Origin of the sequence: Variovorax sp. J22P240 (genome assembly GCF_030316855.1) — a bacterium.
Classification (GTDB): Bacteria; Pseudomonadota; Gammaproteobacteria; order Burkholderiales; family Burkholderiaceae_C; genus Variovorax.
On record NZ_JASZYR010000016.1, the window covers coordinates 29,768 to 45,576 of the forward strand.

Consider the following 15,809-nt stretch of genomic DNA (forward strand, 5'->3'; position numbering starts at 1 on the left):
CCGCCTTTTTAGGCCCGTGCCCCGCTCTTGCGCAAGGGCCAAGCGCCCGTACAGGTGTCGGACAGTTACTGACGCTGAGCCGGGTTCGTCAGGTTTCCGCGAGGGCGCGGCGGGCGAGCAGGAAGGTCGCGGCGTTCCAGCTTTGGCCGGCCATGCCCATCGGCGCCAGGGTGCGGCCGTGAAACCACTCCGTGAAACGCCAGTTGCCCAGTTCGTTGGCCTGCGCCAGCCTGGCGAGTTCGGTCCAGGCCCGCGCGTGCATCCCCACCTGCGCGAGCGCCATCACCCAGTAGCCGCCGACGAAGGGCCAGATGCCGCCGTTGTGGTACTGGTGGACGATGTTCTGCTGATGGCGCGCCATGTAGGGCCGCCACAGCAGGTGCTGTCGCGTCAGCGGATGCAGGATCACCCGCACGGGATAAGGCTCCGAGGCATTCGCGGCGGCGATGGTCCTGACGATGCGGCGCGCGGTGACGGAATCGGCCAGCCCGCTCTGGATCGCCAGCACGTTGCCGAACACATCACCCTCGTCGCCGACCACGGAGAGATTGACGAAGCTCAGGTACAGGCCGGGATCGCGCCGGCCGCGCCGCGCATAGTGCCGCAGCAGCCGGGCGCGGTGGTACTCGGGCAGGTCGCGCTGGAAGGGATTGAACAGGTGGTTGAAGTGGTGCTGCGTCGCCTCGGCGTGGTCCAGCGCGTAGCGGCGCTTCACGTCATACCAGAGCGCGTTGGTGTAGAGCACGTAGCCCGAGCGCGGCATGATGTCCGCCCAGTCGCTGGCCTCGTTCTGTTGCAGCAGGCGGAAGTGCTGGTGCTCCTGCGCCAGCAGCCAGCCGATCGCGCGGCCGACCTCGTCGCTCCAGTGCGAGGTGCCGACGCTGCCGTGGCGGCGCACGTGGTCCACCGCGATCAGCCACCAGAGGGTGGCGTCGATGCAGCCGAGGTACCAGAAATCGGCATCGTGGCCTTCCGGATCGACGTACTTGGGGATCTGCCCGTTGGCGGCCTGCTGTGCCGCGAGCGCGTCGAGGCTGGCCACAGCGCCTTGTTCGAGAGTGGGCACGCCGCTGCCGCACATCGCCATCACGCAGATCGCGGCATCGCGCCCGAAGATGCGCGTGTAGCGCCGCGCCACGGCTGCCTCGGTGCGGCTCGCGGCCAGGATGCCGTGCGGCGTGAGATTGTGTTCCAGGAGCTCGATCGAAGCCTGGGCGCAGGTGTCGATCAACGCGAGTTGGGCGGCGTCGAGGTTCGTCATGGACTCCAGTGTCGCGGCTAAAGCGCCGGGCAGCTTCCCGCCTTCGGCATGTGCAGCAGGGGGCGGCCTGCGAGATACTCGCAGTCTCCGCAGACTGGAGTTCCTATGCTTCCCGACACGCCTCTGCTTCTTGCCTTCATCGGCGCCAGCCTGGTGCTGGCGCTCACGCCCGGCCCCGCCGTCGTCTACATCGTGGCCCGTACGCTGTCTCAGGGACGCGCCTGCGGCCTGGCTTCCGTGCTGGGCGTGGCGCTCGGCAACCTCGCCAATGCCGTGGGCGCGGCGCTCGGACTGGCGGCCTTGTTCGCCGTGTCGTCCACCGCGTTCACGGTGGTCAAGTGGGCGGGTGCTGCCTACCTCGTGTATCTCGGGATCCGGATGTGGCGTGCCACGCCGGCCGTCGCGGCAGTGACGCCGAAGGCCCCGCCGGTGCAGCCGCTGCGCCGCGTCTTCCGTGACGGCTTCGTGGTGGCGATGCTCAATCCGAAGACAAGCCTCTTCTTCGCATCCTTCCTGCCGCAGTTCATGGACGCGCATGCCAGCCCGCTGGTGCAGACCCTGGCCCTCGGCGGCGTCTTCATCGCCATCGCCGCCTGCACGGACCTGATCTACGTGCTGACCGCGAGCCTCATCGGCCCGCGCCTCGGTGGAGCGCAGCGGCACGCCGTGTGGGGCAACCGGCTCGCAGGCACGTCCTTCATCGGCCTGGGCGTGCTCACGGCAATGGGCTCGCGGCCGCCACGTTGAGTGACTGCAAGGTTTGTCAGCGGCCTGTCGCGACAAACTCCACGTCCGCAATCCAGTTGCGCTTTCTTCGAGCCAGTCGCAGCTCGATGCTCTCGCCGTCGAACGAGACCGGAACAGGACGGAGCAGCGATGGCGCCACGTTGTTGAATGCATTCACGTTCACCACGGCGTAGACGTGCTCATCGACCGTGCTGGTCACGAGCGGGACGACGCCGCATCGGGCACAGACGTGAAATTGCGCGGTGCGCGTGCCGAAGAAATAGCGGGACAGGAGGGACTCGTCCTCGACCTTGACGCTCAACGTGCCGGCCGGGGTGGACGTCCAGACGCCGTGATGCTTGGTGCAGAACGAGCAGTCGCACGCGCGTGCCGGGATCTCGGAGGGGTCCGGCTCCCAGGTGAGTTCGAAGGAAATGTTGCCGCAGTGGCAACCGCCTTGGACCAGCATGGACATCTCCTGTTGTTTTCACCACAGCCCGCCATCGTCAGGCGCCTTGCGTCCCGGGAAATCCTACACGGGTAACAAAACGTGTGCTCAAATCGCGGCCCAGTTGCGATCAACGAGGAGCCATCGATGCGTAGAGTCGTGAGTGCTGCTTGCGCTGCCGCGATCGTTTGCGGCTGTGCCACACCGCCTTCGACCGAACCCGGCAAAGGCGAGGGCGCGGCCTACCTTCCGATGGTCGACATGGAAGGCGTGGCACCGACCACCTATGCGCTGGATCTCGATGCCTGCCGCGTTGCAGCCCAGAAAATCCGGATCGTGCGCACCGGGCCCGGCAACACCGATGTCCTGGACGCCGTCGCAGTGGGCGTGGCGATCGTCCTTCCGATGGGGGTCGTGGCGGCTGCGGCGATCGGCGGCCTCGCCGCAGCGATGTCCGACGGTTCGATTGGCGAGCCCGCCGACCCCAGGATGCAGCAGACCGCACTGGTCAACTGCATGGCTCGAAGGGGCTACAAGAATCTCGATCCGAACGTGACGGTGACCTATCTGGCTCCGCCCAAGGCCGACCCGCTGTCGCTGCCCCGCAAGACAGGCCAGGACACCTACGTCGCCGAGAACTTCGCGAAGGCGAGCAACTGCAGCGCCACGCCCAGGGCCGTGCTTGAGGACAAGGGGCCGGGATTCGAGCACTACAGCGTGGCGTGCGCCGATGGGCGTTCCATGGCCCTGCGCTGCGAGTTCGGCAACTGCGCCCGGCAGGTCGTCGCTTCGGGCAACTGAGCCGTCAGTAAGGCGGCGCCTTGCGCGCCCGTTGCTCCCGCGCCGCCTCGGTCCACCATGCCAGGTCGTCAGCGAAGCGCCCGAAGGACCGGTCCAGCGCTTCGCCGGCGCTGCCGGTGGGCTTGCCGGTCGTGTCCAGCGCTTGGGAGATTGGGCCGACCGCGAGCGTGCTCGACACAACCACCATCCCCATCTCGGAGAGGATCGAATGCCAGATCGTGCCCGAGCGAACGCCGGAGAAGCGACCCGCCGAATAGCTGGCCACGGCAGCAGGACGCCAGAACCACTCTTCGAGGAAGTGATCCGTCAGGTTCTTGAGGCCGGGTTGCGGACCCCAGTTGTACTCGCCCGTCACGAACACGAAAGCATCCGCGCCGCGGATCTTTTGCGCCAGGGTTTCCATGGCGGCCGGCGCCGTGCCCTGCGGGTACTCCTTGTACATGCGGTCGAGCATGGGCAGGTCCACATCCTTGGCATCGATCAGCTCCGCTTCGGCGCCGCGGGCCCGGAGGCCGGCGACCAAGTAGTCGGCGAGGCGTACGCCCATGCGGTCGGAGCGGTAGGAGCCATAGAAAACCAGGATCTTGTCGGCCATCGTTGTCGTGCCCTTTCGGACGCCGATGATCGCCGCATTCAGCCGTCTGCGCGAGCTCTCTCTCAGCGCCTCAGCGCCTGGGTGAACTGGATCATCGATTCGAAGCCCGCCGCAAAGCGCGGTTCGAGGAAGGCGCCAAGGTGCGGCATCAGCAGCTGCAGCATCCAGATCCCCGCCAGCAGCGTCAGCGGAAAGCCCACCGCGAAGATGCTGAACTGCGGCGAGGCCCGGTTCAGGATGCCCATCGCGAGGTTGAGCGTGAGCAGCGCCGTGACCAGCGGCAGCGACAGCATCAGTCCGCTGGCAAATATTTGCGACGCGCCGGCCACGAGGAACATCCATCCTTGCCCGGACAGCGGCGCGTCGGCGATGGGAAGCGTCTGGAAGCTCTCGGCCAGCGTGGCGATCAGCAGCAGATGGCCGTCGACGGCCACGAAAATCAGCATCGCCAGCATGTTCAGCAGGCGCGCGACCACCATCGTGGCGCCGCCGTTCATGGGGTCGAAGAAGGACGCGAACGACAGGCCCATCTGCAGGCCGATGTATTCGCCGGCGGCGAGCACCGCGGTGAACACCATGCGCATGGTGAAGCCCATGGCCGCGCCGATGAGCACCTGCTGCACGATGATCCAGACGCCACCGGCCGAGACCACCGGCACGTCCGGCATCGGCCCCAGCGTGGGCCCCAGCACCAGCGCGAGCATGGCCGCAATCGCTACCTTGATGCGCCGCGGAACCCACGATTCGCTGAAGATCGGCGCGGTGCTCACCAGGGCCAGCATGCGAACGAAGGGCCACAGGAACATCACCATCCACGCGGTGAGCTGCCCCGAGGTGACGGAGAAAACCGGAGGCATCAGCCCACGAGCTGGGGGATGCTCATGAACAGCGCACGCATGTAGTCCAGCATCTGCCCGAGCATCCAGGGGCCGGCGACGACGAGCGTGACGAACACGGCCAGCAGCTTGGGGATGAACGACAGCGTGGCTTCGTTGATCTGCGTCGCGGCCTGGAAGATGCTGATGATCAGGCCGACGACGAGCGCCACCAGCAGCAGCGGCGCGGCGAGCACCAGCGACACCTGGATCGCCTGGTTGCCCATCGACATGATGGTTTCGGGTGTCATGGGGCTTCCCCTAGGCCTAGGTATAGAAGCTCTGAGCCAGAGCACCGATGAGAAGTTGCCACCCGTCGGCCAGCACGAAGAGCATCAGCTTGAAGGGCAGCGCGATGCCGGCGGGCGGCACCATCATCATCCCCATCGACATCAGCACGCTCGCGACCACCAGGTCGATGATCAGGAACGGAATGAAGACGGTGAAGCCGATCTGGAAGGCCGTCTTCAGTTCGCTGATCACGAAGGAGGGCAGCAGGATGCGCAGCGGCACGTCTTCCGGGCCTTGCATGTCGGGCACCTTCGCGAGTTTGGCGAACAAGGCCAGGTCGTTCTCGCGGGTCTGCCGCAGCATGAAGGTCTTGAAGGGCTCGATGCCGCGTTCCAGTGCGCGGTCGGTGCTGATCTTGTTCTCGGAGAAGGGCTTGTAGGCTTCGTTGTAGACCTTGTCGAACACCGGCGACATGACGAAGAAGGTCAGGAAGAGCGACAGGCCCACCAGGATCTGATTGGGTGGCGAGGACTGCGTGCCGATGGCGGTGCGCAGCAGGCCCAGCACGATCAGGATGCGGGTGAAGCTCGTCATGCACAGCAGGAGCGCCGGCAGAAAGGACATCGAGGTCAGCAGCACCAGCGTCTGCACGCTGAGCGACCAGGTCTGGCTGCCGCCAGGGCCGGGGGTGCTGATCAGGCCGGGCAGGCTCTGGGTCCATGCCGCCATCGGCAGCGTGGCCGCGAGCAGCACCATGCCGCCCTGAAGGCTTCGACGAAAAGCGCTGCGCATCATCGGGCCGGGCTTGACTTGCCGGTGAGCGATTCGCGCAGCTTCTGCGCGAACAGGTCGATGGGCTTGAACGCCTGAACATCCGCGGTGACGGACGCGCCGCCGGGCACGGCCTGCGCCGGCAGCGTGTGCAAGGTGTTGATCTGGGTGGGGGTGACGCCCAGCACGAGCCACGTGGCGCCGACTTCGACCACCACGACGCGCTCGCGCTGGCCGACGTTGGAACTCGACACCACCTTGACGACGTGACCGCCACCGAAGCGCTGCAGCCCGAAGCGGCGTGCCAGCCAGGCACAAAGGAAGATCAGGCCGAGGACCACCACCATGCCGAGCCCGGCCTGCAACAGTCCCGACGCGCCGACCACCGGCGCGGCTGCCTCGGCAGCAGGCGAAGGCACCGTCGGCAACACAGCATGCACCGGCAGCACCGCAAACGCCATCGCCGCCGCCAGCAGCCGGGCGCCAAAGCCCAGAAATCCCTCGGAACCGGCTCCGCCGGGCCGTCGGGATTGCCCCCTGGAAGGGGGTGTCAGAGCCACACGAAGTGGGCGAGGCTGGGGGTGCTTCATCTACTTTTGAGCTTCTGCATCCGCTCGGAGGGCGTGACGATGTCGGTCAGGCGAATGCCGTACTTGTCGTTGACCACCACCACTTCGCCCTGCGCGATCAGGTAGCCGTTGATCAGCACATCCAGCGGCTGGCCGGCCAGTCCGTCGAGCTCCACCACCGAGCCTTGCGAGAGCTGCAGCAGGTTCTTGATGGTGATGCGCGTGCGGCCGATCTCGGCCGTGAGCTGCACCGGCACGTCCATCACCCGCGCGATGTCGACGGGCGATACGTTGGCGGCGCTGGATGCCGTCTCCTGGATCTGCTGGAAGACCTGGGCCGTCGCCGGTGCCGGCTCGGGCGCCGGCGCGGGCGCGGGCGAGGGCGAGGCGGCGGTCTGTTCGGCCAGGGCGCTGGCCCAGTCGTCCGCGTCGCTGGCGGAAGAAGTGTTGTCAGTCATGGTCGTTCTTCGAATCGCTGTCTTGGTGAGTGATCATGTTTTGCACGCGCAGGGCGTAGCGGTCGTTCGACGTGCCGAAACCGCACTCCATCACCGGCACGCCGTCGACCTTGGCAACGACCGTGGACGGCAGTTCGATGGGCAGCACGTCGCCGACCTGGAGTTGGAGGACCTCGCCGATGGTCGAGGACATCGTGACGAAGTCCGCGGTGAGCTCGACGTCCGCGGCCTGCATCTGCCGCGACATTTGCTTGACCCAGCGCTTGTCGACCTCGACTTCGTCCTGGATCGGGTTGGACAGCAGGTCGCGGATCGGCTCGATCATCGAGTACGGAATGCACACGTGCAGGAAGCCGCCGATGGGGCCGAACTCGATCTGCAGGGTGGTGTTGATCACCACCTCGTTGGGCGCGACGATGTTGGCCAGCTTGCCATGCATCTCGGCGCGCACGTAGTCGAAATCCAACGGGTACACCGGCTGCCACGCATCGCCGTAGCACTGGAGCGAAATGTCCAGCAGGCGCTTGATGATGCGCTGCTCGGTGCGTGTGAAATCGCGGCCTTCGACCCGCACGTGATAGCGGCCGTCGCTGCCGAAGAGGTTGTCCACCACGAGGAACACCAGCTTCGGATCGAACACGAAAAGGGCGGTGCCGCGCAGCGGCTTCATGTGCATCATGTTGATGTTCGCCGGCACGGGAAGGTGCCGCACGAACTCGCCGTACTGCTGGATCTGCACCGGTCCCACCGAGATATCGGGGCTGCGGCGCATGAAGTTCAGCAGCGCGCCGCGCAGGCCGCGCGCAAAGCGGTCGTTGATGACCTCCAGCGTGTGCATGCGGCTGCGCACCACGCGGTCGGGCGCACCGAGGTCGTAGGCGGGAAGGCCGTCGGAGGGCGCCGCAGGCGTCGAGGTTTGATCGACACTGCCGCCGGTAACGCCCTGCAGCAGCGCATCCACCTCGTCCTGCGAGAGGACCTGTTCATAGGCCATGGGTTGCTTGCCTCGACGCGGTCACTGCACCACGAAGGTGTTGAAGGAGACACTGGCGATGCCCTGCGAAGGCAGGTTGTCGGCCAGGGGGCGGTTCAGTTCGGTGCGGATCTCCTCGGCCAGCTTGCTCTTGTCCTCGGTGGACATCAGTGACTCGGGCAGGCGGTTCGACAGCAACAGCAACGCCCGACTGCGCAGCTCGGGCATGAATTCGACGATCTGCGCCTTGGCGGGCTCGTCGCGCACTTTCAGCGACATGCCGATGTGCAGGAACTTGCCGCGGCCCTCGCTCTGGAGGTTGACGGTCAGCGGCTCCAGCGTGACGAAGATCGGCTTCTCCGGCGCCGCCGGCTTGGCGATCTCCGTGGCGGCCGTGGCCTTGGGACCGATGACGAAGAAGTAGCCCACCGCGACTGAAGCGATGAGACTGATGCCGACCATCAGCCCGATGAGCAGCTTCGATGAGCGGGGGGCGGGAGCGTTGGCGCCGTTGGCGACGTTGGCGACGGGAGGTGAGGAAGCCATGGTGTAGCTGGTTTTCTTGTTCGGTCTATTCTTTGCGACCTGCCCGGCCAACGAACGGCTGATCAAGCGGGGAAAAGCGCTTCAGATCGGCCATTGCCGCATGGCCGAATGAGTAGCGGGCGGGCGTGGCCGGCTCGGCTCAGGCGAAGGTGTCGAGGCCCGTTCCTGCCCGGCGCAGGGGTGCCGACGGGACGGAGAGGCCCGTTGCCGCCCCAGCGCTTGCGGCGCGGCCGGCACCCGGGTATTCAGGCTGATTCGGCGACCGCGAGGGGTTCTGCTGCGCGAAGGCGGCGTCCTGACCGAAGGGCTGCCGCGTCTCGGCGCCGACCGAGGTCTGGCCGAGGTTGATGCCCTGTTCGGCGAGGGTGGTGCGCAGCTGCGGCAACGCCGCCTCGACTGCCTTGCGCACGCCTTCGTGGGCCGACACGAACATCGCCTGCGCCTGGCTGTCGCCCATGGTCAGCGTTACCTTGAGCGGGCCGAGGCCAGCCGGGTTGAGATTCAACTCGGCCACCTGGTGGCCGCTGGCGTTCATGCGGATCATGTGCTGGCCGATCGCAGGGCCCCATTCGTCGCTGCCCACGGGCGGGGCGACGGAAAGCACGGGCGTGCTGCCCGACGTCGGGCCGGAGCGTTCGACCGTCTGCCCCGCGAGGGATTGAAGCTGCGGCAACGGCTGCGGGCTGGATTCGGAGGCAGTGTCGAGCGAGTTGCCTGCCGCCTCCGAGGGTGCGGCCACCTTGATGTCGGCCGCTTCGAATGGCGGCGTTGGCTGTGCCTTGTCCGCCGCTGCCGAAACCTTGGCCTTGTCGGCGGAGCCCGTTGCCACGATCGCCGGGTCGGCAGGCGCTGCCGGCAGTGTGGACTTGCCGGCCGCGGGGCGTTCGGTTGCCGCGCTCGCTGTCGCCGCGGTGTCGCTGGCGGCCTCTGCCGACGCAGATTGCGCGAGTGCATCCTTGAAGGGCAGGTCCGCGGTCGCTTCCTCCTTCGCCGCCGGCTTCGAGTCCTTGGCATCTTCAGTCGCGGCGACCGCTCCGGTCGCGGGCTCCGCGCCGGTTGCAAGGGCTGCGGCGTCCTCGGACAACGCGGCGAGCATGCCTTCCGGCTTGACGCCGTCTCCGGCTGCGCCGACCCCGTTCGCGCTGCCGGCCTTGGCATCCACGCCAACCGGTGCGATGTGCGCCGGCAGCAACGGCGCCAGCAGCGCCATCACGTCGGCGGCCGTCAGCTCGCTCTTCTTCTCGCCGGTGCGCGGCTGCTTGCGGCCGGCGGCGGAGGCGGGCGGATCGTTGTCTGCGGCGGCCTCCTGGGTGCCGGCATCGCTGGCGGCACGCGATCGGTCGAGCACCGCGCCGAAGCTGCGGCCCTCGGCCTGCTCGGCGCCGCGGCCGCGCGAGGCTGCGGACGACACCGAGGTGCCGGGAACGTTGACGGAAGTCGGGATCAGGGTGGGCATGGGCAAATCCGGTGCTTCAAAGGAGCGGGTTCGCGGCGCGGTCGAAGAACTTCCGAGCCGATCGTTCGTCGCTGTCGCGCTGCTCGCGCTTGGCCTGCGCCAGCATTTCCTGGCGGCGCACCCGTTCGGCGAGCGTGTCGAAGGAGTTGAGGCGGCGCTTGTGGTGCTGCCAGTCGGCGCGCCCGTGGTCCAGCCGCGAGGCGGCCTGGGCGACGATGGCGCGCTGCTGCTCGATGGCGCCGTCGAGCGTGCCGAGGAAGGCCTGGTAGTTGCGCCACTTGGCCGTCGGGAGGCCGGTGTTCATCAGTGCGTGCAACTGGTCGTGGTAGTCCTGGCGGTACTGCAGCAGCATGTCCAGCTTCTGGCTCGAACTGAGTTGCGCGCTCTGCAGCGCGCCCAGCCGCCGCGCGGCATCGTCGGTCTGTGTGCGCGCGAGATCGGTCAGCGTGTCGAGGGGGAGTTTCCGGGTCATGGTGGTCAGTGAGGTTCGAAGAGCTTGCTCATGCGGGAGATCGATGCGGCGTAGTCGGTGCGCTCTTCCATCGACTGCTGCAGGAAGGCCTCGATCCGCGGATACATCGCGATCGCCTGGTCCAGCTGCAGGTCGTGGCCGGGCGCGTAGGCGCCGACACTGATCAGGTCGCGGTTGCGCTGGTAGCGCGACAGCATCTGCTTGAACTTGCGCACGGTGTCGAACTGCGCGGGCGTGATCAGCGCGGTCATCGCGCGGCTGATGGATGCCTCGATGTCGATCGCCGGGTAGTGCCCCGCTTCCGCCAGGGTTCGCGAGAGCACGACGTGGCCGTCCAGGATGGCGCGCGCCGAATCGGCGATCGGGTCCTGCTGGTCGTCGCCTTCGGAGAGCACCGTGTAGAAGGCCGTGATGGAGCCGCCCCGGCCCTGTGCATCGCGCGCGCCGTTGCCGGCCCGCTCCACGAGCGCGGGTAGCTTCGCGAATACCGACGGCGGATAGCCCTTGGTGGCCGGCGGCTCGCCCACGGCCAGCGCGATCTCGCGCTGGGCCATGGCATAGCGCGTCAGCGAATCCATGATGAGCAGGACGTTCTTGCCCTGGTCGCGGAAGTATTCGGCCAGGCAGGTCGCATAGGCCGCACCCTGCAAGCGCAGCAGCGGCGAGTTGTCCGCCGGCGCGGCGACGACGACCGAGCGGGCCAGGCCTTCCTCGCCCAGCGTGTTCTCGATGAAGTCCTTCACTTCGCGACCGCGCTCGCCGATCAGGCCGACCACGATCACCTCGGCGCTGGTGTAGCGCGCCATCATTCCCAGCAGCACGCTCTTGCCCACGCCGGAGCCTGCGAAAAGACCCATGCGCTGGCCGCGCCCCACCGTGAGCATCGCGTTGATGGCGCGAACGCCCACGTCGAGCACCGAATCGATCGGCGCACGCGACAGCGGATTCATCGGCGGCGCCGACAGCGGCACCTTGCGGCTGATGTCGAGCGGGCCGAGCCCGTCGAGCGGCCGTCCGGCGGCGTCGACCACGCGGCCGAGCATCCCTTCGCCCACCGGCAGCCGCTTGGTATGGCCATCGCCGGTCAGGCTCGAACCCGTGGTGCCCGGCCGCGGAATGACGCGCGCGCCGGGCAGCAGGCCAGCGACTTCGCTTTGCGGCATCAGGAACAGACGATCACCGGCGAAGCCGACCACCTCGGCCTCGGCATGGCGTTGCGGGTGGCCCGCAGGCAGCTCGATCAGGCAGTCGCTGCCGACCGGCATCTGCAGCCCCACCGCTTCGAGCACGAGGCCGACGGCACGCGTGAGGCGGCCTGATTGCGTGGTCATGACGCTGCGGCTCACGTCACTGCGCGCCTGCTCCAGGGTGCGCAGCCACGACTGCAGGTGGGGGTTGGCCGCGGCGGGCTCGGTATCGACTGGCATCGGTTCAGATCCCTTGGGCGTCGGCATCGCGGTGCAGTGCTGCGCCCACGCTCTTCCAGCGTGTCTCCAGACTGGCATCCATCTCGCCATTTGCGGACTGCACGCGGCATCCGCCACGGGTGATCGTGTCGTCGGCGCGCACCTGCCATCCGGCGATCTGCAACTCGTTGCCGAGGCTGTTCTTGACCAGCGCCACGTCGTCCGGATGCAGCAGCAGGCGAGGTTCGCCTTGCAGCGCGGGCTCGGTATGTAGCAGCCCCTGCACCAACGGAAGGATCCACTCGGGCTCGGCGCGCAAGGTGCGGTGAACGACCTGGCGCGCAACGTCGAGCGACAGCGTCAGGATGGCGTCGGCCAACTCGCTTTCCGCGCGGCGCAGGGCGTCGGGCAGGCTGGCGGACAGCGCCTTGAGCTGTTCGGCATGCGCGCTGGCGGCTGCAAGGCCTGCGGCCAGCCCTTCGGCGCGGCCTTCCGCAAATCCTTCGGCGTGACCCTTGGCATGGCCTTCGCAGCGCCCCTCGACGTCGCCGGCGGTGCGCGCTTCGCGACGCAGGCGTGCGAGCTCCGCGGCATGGACGAGGGCGGTAGACGGCGGCACCTCGACCGGCGTCGCCTGGCGGTGGTGTGCCGGCGCTTCGGGCTCGTTCAGCGTGTCCATTTCCCAGCGCTGCCACGCGGACAGCACCGGCTTTGCCGGCCGCGCGGACACGGCCGGCGTCGCGGCGGCCGCATAGGCCGAAGCCAGGCGCGAGAGCGTGCCGCCGGGGGAGGGGGGATGCTTAGACAAAGTCATCGGTGCCCGGCGCTGCAATCACGATTTCGCCGGCCTCGGCCAGTCGGCGTGCGACCTGCAGGATGGCCTTCTGTTCGGCCTCGACCTGCGACACGCGCACCGGACCGCTGAGCTCCATGTCCTCGCGCAGCGTTTCGGCGGCGCGTTGCGACATGTTGTTGAGGAACTTGTCGCGCAGCTCCTGCGGCGAGCCCTTGAGCGCGATGATGAGCGAGTCCGACTCGATGTCCTTGAGCAGGCGCTGGATGCTGCGGTCCTCCAGGCTCAGGAGGTTCTCGAACACGAACATCTCGTCGACGATGCGCTGCGCCAGGGCCTCGTCGACCGACCGGACATGGGCGATCGCTTCCTCTTCCTGCGAGCTGCTCATCAGGTTGACGATCTCCGCCGCCGTCCGCACACCGCCCAGGCGGCTGCGCTTCAGGCCCTGGCCCGAGAGCATCTCGGTGAGCACGTCGGTCAGCTCGTTCAGGGCCGATGGCTGCACGCCGCCGAAGGTGGCCACGCGCATGATCACGTCGTGACGCAGGCGCGCCGGCAGCTTCTCGAGCACTTCCGATGCCTTCATGCGGTCCAGGTGGATGAGCACCGTGGCGAGGATCTGCGGATGCTCGTCGCGGATGAGTTCCGCCACTTCGCCGGCTTCGAGCTGGTTGAGGCGCTCGATGCCGCTGTGCGGCTCGTCGGCCTGCAGGATGTCCTCGAGCAGATTGCTGGCGCGGTCGTCGCCGAGCGCCTTCCTCAGCACCGCACGGATGTAGCTGCTGGAGCCCAGGTGCAGCGCGGAGAGCTGTTCGGTCTCCTCGCGGAACTCGGCCAGCACCGTGGCGAGTTCATCCTTGGAGACCGAGCTCAGCTTCGCCATCGCGAGGCCGAGCGTCTGCACTTCGGCGGTCGGCAGGAGGTGCAGCGCGGCCGCTGCACGGTCCTCGCCCAGTGCCATCAACAAGATGGCGCTCTTGCGGGTTCCGAGTTCACTGATCATTGGCGTTCATCCAGTGTTGAATCAGCATGGCGACCAGCTTGGGATCCTGGGCTGCGAGCTGATGGGCGTATTCCATGTCGGCCTTGTGGCGGAGTGCTTCGCGCTGGCGCAGGGCTTCTTCCGGCGAAAGCCGGGGCTCCTCGTCCAGCGCGGGTTCGCTGGCGGCGGCTTCCTGCGGCGGGGTCTCCGCGACGGGCGCGGGTGGCGGTGCGAGGTGCTTGCGAAGCAGGGGCCGCAGCACCGCGAACCAGGCGAAGAGCGCGAGGAAGGCGAGCAGCAGGTACTGGCCGATCGTCTTGCCGAGCTCGATGTTCTCGCGGTCGCGCCAGAACGGAACTTCGGCTGCCGGCGCTTCGCGGTCTTCGGCGAAGGCGCTGTTGACGACGTTGAGCGAATCGCCCCGGTCCTGGCTGAAGCCCATGGCTTCCTTGGACAGATTCCGGATCTGGTCGATCTCGACCGGCGTCAGGGCGCGCGTGGTGGTCTTGCCGGAGCCGTCGGCGGCATCCTTGTAGTTCACGACCACGGCAACCGACAGGCGCTTGATCGCACCCGCGCCTTGCTGCACGTGACGGATCGACCGGTCGAGTTCGTAGTTGGTTGTCACGTCCTTGCGCGAGCTGCCGGGGCCGGTCGGGGCCGAGGTGCTGGAGGAGGTGCCGGTTGTATTGGCGTTCGTGGCGGCATTGGCGGGGGCATTGGCGGCCGCGCCCGGGGTGCCCGACGCCGGCGGGGCGGGGGGCTTGGGCGCGGTGATCGGCGCGGTCGGATTGACCGGCGGCTGGTTCGTCAGCGCACCCGGAACGCCGCCCGGCGGCATGCCGCCGTGCTGGTTCGATTCGCTCGACTGCAGGCTGCGGACTGCGGCCTGGCCGGGCCCCTGGTTGGGGCTGTACTTTTCGTCGGTGCGCTCGATCACCGAGAAGTCGATGTCCGCCGCCACCTGGGCCCGCACATTGTTCGCGCCCACGATGGGCTGCAGGATGGTCTCGATGCGGCGGATGTAGCCCTGCTCGATCTCCTGGACATATTTGAGCTGGCTCACGTCCAGCCCGCGCGCGCCGCTGTTGGCTGCCGAGAGCAGGTTGCCGCGCTGGTCGACCACCGTCACGCTTTTGGGGTCGAGCTCCGGCACGCTGCTGGAGATCATGTGGACGATCGCGCTGACCGCGCCTTCGTCGATGCTGCGGCCCCGCGCCAGCGTCAGCACCACCGAGGCGGAAGGCTTCTTCTGTTCACGCACGAACAGCGACGGCTTCGGCAGGGCCAGGTGGACCCGTGCCGATTCGACCGTGCCGATGGATTCGATCGAGCGCGCGAGCTCGCCTTCAAGAGCGCGCTGGTAGTTGACCTGTTCGGCGAACTGGCTGGTGCCGAACTTCTGGTTGTCCATCAGCTCGAAGCCCACCCCGCCCGCCTTGGGCAGGCCCTGAGCTGCGAGCTTGAGGCGCACTTCGGGCACCTTGTCGCCGGCGACAAGGATCGCGCCGCCGCCATCGGCGAACTTGTAGGGCACGTTCATCTGCTGGAGCGACGCGATGATCGCGCCGCCGTCGCGGTCCGACACGTTGGTGTAGAGCACCTTGTAGTCCGGGCCGCGGTTCCAAAGCGTGAAGGCCGCCGCGGCCGCCACGAGCGTGGCGGCTCCGATGATCAGCGGCAGCTTCGGCTGCGCACGCAGGCGTTCGAGGAGCGGGGAGAGCGAAGGCGCCGTCGGCGCGGCGCTCGCGGGCGCAGCGGCAGAACTCATGCGCAAGCCCTCGCCATGGCCGGTGCGCGGGAGCGGCCCGTTGTCATGTGGAAGGAGGGAATTCGTTGATCAGGGGTCATGCCAGAGGCCGTTGAAGTCGTCAGCGGACTTGTCGTTTCGCGGTTGATTGTCAGCAGCCACCCCGGATTCGATGGGCCGAACAGCGGGGGGTTTTGCCGTCTGTTGACGGCTTGAATCGGGGTCTTCCCTTGGTACGCTGAAAGGACGACGGAGCGCCTGCGCGCTTCCTTAGCAACCCCTAAGTTCACAAGAGAAGAGAGTCCCTCATGTCGATTGCCGCCATCGAGTCCGTCCTGCAGCAGATGCGGGTTACCGCGCTCCAGACCGGATTCGCTCCCACGCAGGCCGCTGCCGCCGAGACGGGCGGCTTCGCGGCCGAGCTCAAGCGTTCGCTGGACAACGTCAGCACCGCGCAGACCAGGTCCTATGCGCAGGCCGAAGACTTCGAACTCGGCAAGCCGGGGATCGCGCTCAACGACGTGATGGTGGATTTGCAGAAGGCCAATGTGGCTTTCCAGACCGGGTTGCAAGTCCGCAATCGCCTGGTGTCTGCATATCAAGAGGTCATGAACCTGCCGGCCTGACATGGGACTCGCCCCCAGGCTTCGCGCACTTCGTGTCGCTTCGCCTATCCCCGACCGGGGGCAACAC

The 15,809-nt window shown here is 67.5% G+C and carries 19 protein-coding genes; 3 read left to right on the top strand and 16 right to left on the bottom strand.

Translation table 11 applies throughout. The annotated features are described in order from the left end of the window. Positions 1-88: 88 nt before the first annotated feature. A complete protein-coding gene (locus tag QTI24_RS26245; RefSeq protein WP_286604360.1) occupies positions 89-1,261 on the bottom strand; it encodes a glycoside hydrolase 100 family protein in 1,173 nt (390 codons plus the stop codon). Positions 1,262-1,366: 105 nt separating this feature from the next. Between QTI24_RS26245 and QTI24_RS26250 the strand changes: the two genes are divergently transcribed. Continuing rightward, on the top strand, positions 1,367-2,008 hold the full coding sequence (locus QTI24_RS26250) for a LysE family translocator (RefSeq protein WP_286604362.1): 642 nt from the start codon (positions 1,367-1,369) through the stop codon (positions 2,006-2,008). A 16-nt stretch (positions 2,009-2,024) separates the two neighbouring features. Here the strand turns inward: QTI24_RS26250 and QTI24_RS26255 are convergent, their stop codons facing one another. Beyond that, entirely contained in the window at positions 2,025-2,456 is a 432-nt protein-coding gene (locus QTI24_RS26255; RefSeq protein WP_286604363.1) for a GFA family protein, read from the bottom strand. A gap of 126 nt (positions 2,457-2,582) precedes the next feature. On the opposite strand from QTI24_RS26255, the gene QTI24_RS26260 reads away from it, so the two are divergent. Further along, positions 2,583-3,236, top strand: coding sequence for a hypothetical protein (locus QTI24_RS26260; RefSeq protein WP_286604364.1), 654 nt, complete (start codon positions 2,583-2,585; stop codon positions 3,234-3,236). 4 nt (positions 3,237-3,240) lie between these two features. Here the strand turns inward: QTI24_RS26260 and QTI24_RS26265 are convergent, their stop codons facing one another. From QTI24_RS26265 to fliF, 14 genes are all read right to left on the bottom strand, one after another. Next, entirely contained in the window at positions 3,241-3,831 is a 591-nt protein-coding gene (locus tag QTI24_RS26265; RefSeq protein WP_286604365.1) for an NADPH-dependent FMN reductase, read from the bottom strand. Between the two features lie 62 nt (positions 3,832-3,893). Next, the gene (gene fliR / locus QTI24_RS26270) at positions 3,894-4,688 is read right to left on the bottom strand and encodes a flagellar biosynthetic protein FliR (RefSeq protein WP_286604366.1); all 795 of its coding nucleotides are present in this window, start codon (positions 4,686-4,688) and stop codon (positions 3,894-3,896) included. After that, a complete protein-coding gene (gene fliQ, locus QTI24_RS26275) occupies positions 4,688-4,957 on the bottom strand; it encodes a flagellar biosynthesis protein FliQ (protein WP_286604367.1) in 270 nt (89 codons plus the stop codon). The genes fliR and fliQ overlap by 1 nt, the downstream gene beginning before the upstream one ends. Positions 4,958-4,973: 16 nt before the next feature. Continuing rightward, positions 4,974-5,693 (bottom strand): flagellar type III secretion system pore protein FliP, encoded by a 720-nt coding sequence (fliP, locus tag QTI24_RS26280; protein ID WP_286604488.1) that lies wholly within the window; start codon positions 5,691-5,693, stop codon positions 4,974-4,976. Positions 5,694-5,728: 35 nt separating this feature from the next. After that, complete coding sequence (gene fliO / locus QTI24_RS26285) at positions 5,729-6,169, bottom strand: flagellar biosynthetic protein FliO (protein WP_286604368.1); 441 nt, start codon at positions 6,167-6,169, stop codon at positions 5,729-5,731. A gap of 125 nt (positions 6,170-6,294) precedes the next feature. Beyond that, the gene (gene fliN / locus QTI24_RS26290; protein WP_286604369.1) at positions 6,295-6,735 is read right to left on the bottom strand and encodes a flagellar motor switch protein FliN; all 441 of its coding nucleotides are present in this window, start codon (positions 6,733-6,735) and stop codon (positions 6,295-6,297) included. Continuing rightward, positions 6,728-7,729 carry a flagellar motor switch protein FliM gene (gene fliM, locus QTI24_RS26295; protein ID WP_286604370.1) on the bottom strand — a complete coding sequence of 334 codons (1,002 nt, stop codon included), beginning with the start codon at positions 7,727-7,729 and terminating at the stop codon, positions 6,728-6,730. Before fliM ends, fliN begins: the two co-directional genes overlap by 8 nt. 21 nt (positions 7,730-7,750) lie before the next feature. After that, entirely contained in the window at positions 7,751-8,254 is a 504-nt protein-coding gene (locus tag QTI24_RS26300) for a flagellar basal body-associated FliL family protein (protein ID WP_286604371.1), read from the bottom strand. Between the two features lie 139 nt (positions 8,255-8,393). Further along, positions 8,394-9,710 carry a flagellar hook-length control protein FliK gene (locus tag QTI24_RS26305; RefSeq protein WP_286604372.1) on the bottom strand — a complete coding sequence of 439 codons (1,317 nt, stop codon included), beginning with the start codon at positions 9,708-9,710 and terminating at the stop codon, positions 8,394-8,396. A gap of 16 nt (positions 9,711-9,726) precedes the next feature. After that, positions 9,727-10,182, bottom strand: a complete 456-nt coding sequence (gene fliJ, locus QTI24_RS26310; RefSeq protein ID WP_286604373.1) for a flagellar export protein FliJ — start codon at positions 10,180-10,182, stop codon at positions 9,727-9,729. 5 nt (positions 10,183-10,187) lie between these two features. Then, positions 10,188-11,636 (bottom strand): flagellar protein export ATPase FliI, encoded by a 1,449-nt coding sequence (gene fliI / locus QTI24_RS26315; RefSeq protein ID WP_503011318.1) that lies wholly within the window; start codon positions 11,634-11,636, stop codon positions 10,188-10,190. Further along, on the bottom strand, positions 11,614-12,402 hold the full coding sequence (gene fliH, locus QTI24_RS26320; protein ID WP_286604376.1) for a flagellar assembly protein FliH: 789 nt from the start codon (positions 12,400-12,402) through the stop codon (positions 11,614-11,616). Before fliH ends, fliI begins: the two co-directional genes overlap by 23 nt. Beyond that, positions 12,389-13,387 (bottom strand): flagellar motor switch protein FliG, encoded by a 999-nt coding sequence (fliG, locus tag QTI24_RS26325; RefSeq protein ID WP_286604378.1) that lies wholly within the window; start codon positions 13,385-13,387, stop codon positions 12,389-12,391. The genes fliH and fliG overlap by 14 nt, the downstream gene beginning before the upstream one ends. Beyond that, on the bottom strand, positions 13,377-15,137 hold the full coding sequence (gene fliF / locus QTI24_RS26330; RefSeq protein ID WP_286604379.1) for a flagellar basal-body MS-ring/collar protein FliF: 1,761 nt from the start codon (positions 15,135-15,137) through the stop codon (positions 13,377-13,379). Before fliF ends, fliG begins: the two co-directional genes overlap by 11 nt. Before the next feature lie 287 nt (positions 15,138-15,424). Between fliF and fliE the strand changes: the two genes are divergently transcribed. Further along, the gene (fliE, locus tag QTI24_RS26335) at positions 15,425-15,742 is read left to right on the top strand and encodes a flagellar hook-basal body complex protein FliE (RefSeq protein WP_286604380.1); all 318 of its coding nucleotides are present in this window, start codon (positions 15,425-15,427) and stop codon (positions 15,740-15,742) included. Positions 15,743-15,809: the final 67 nt, after the last annotated feature.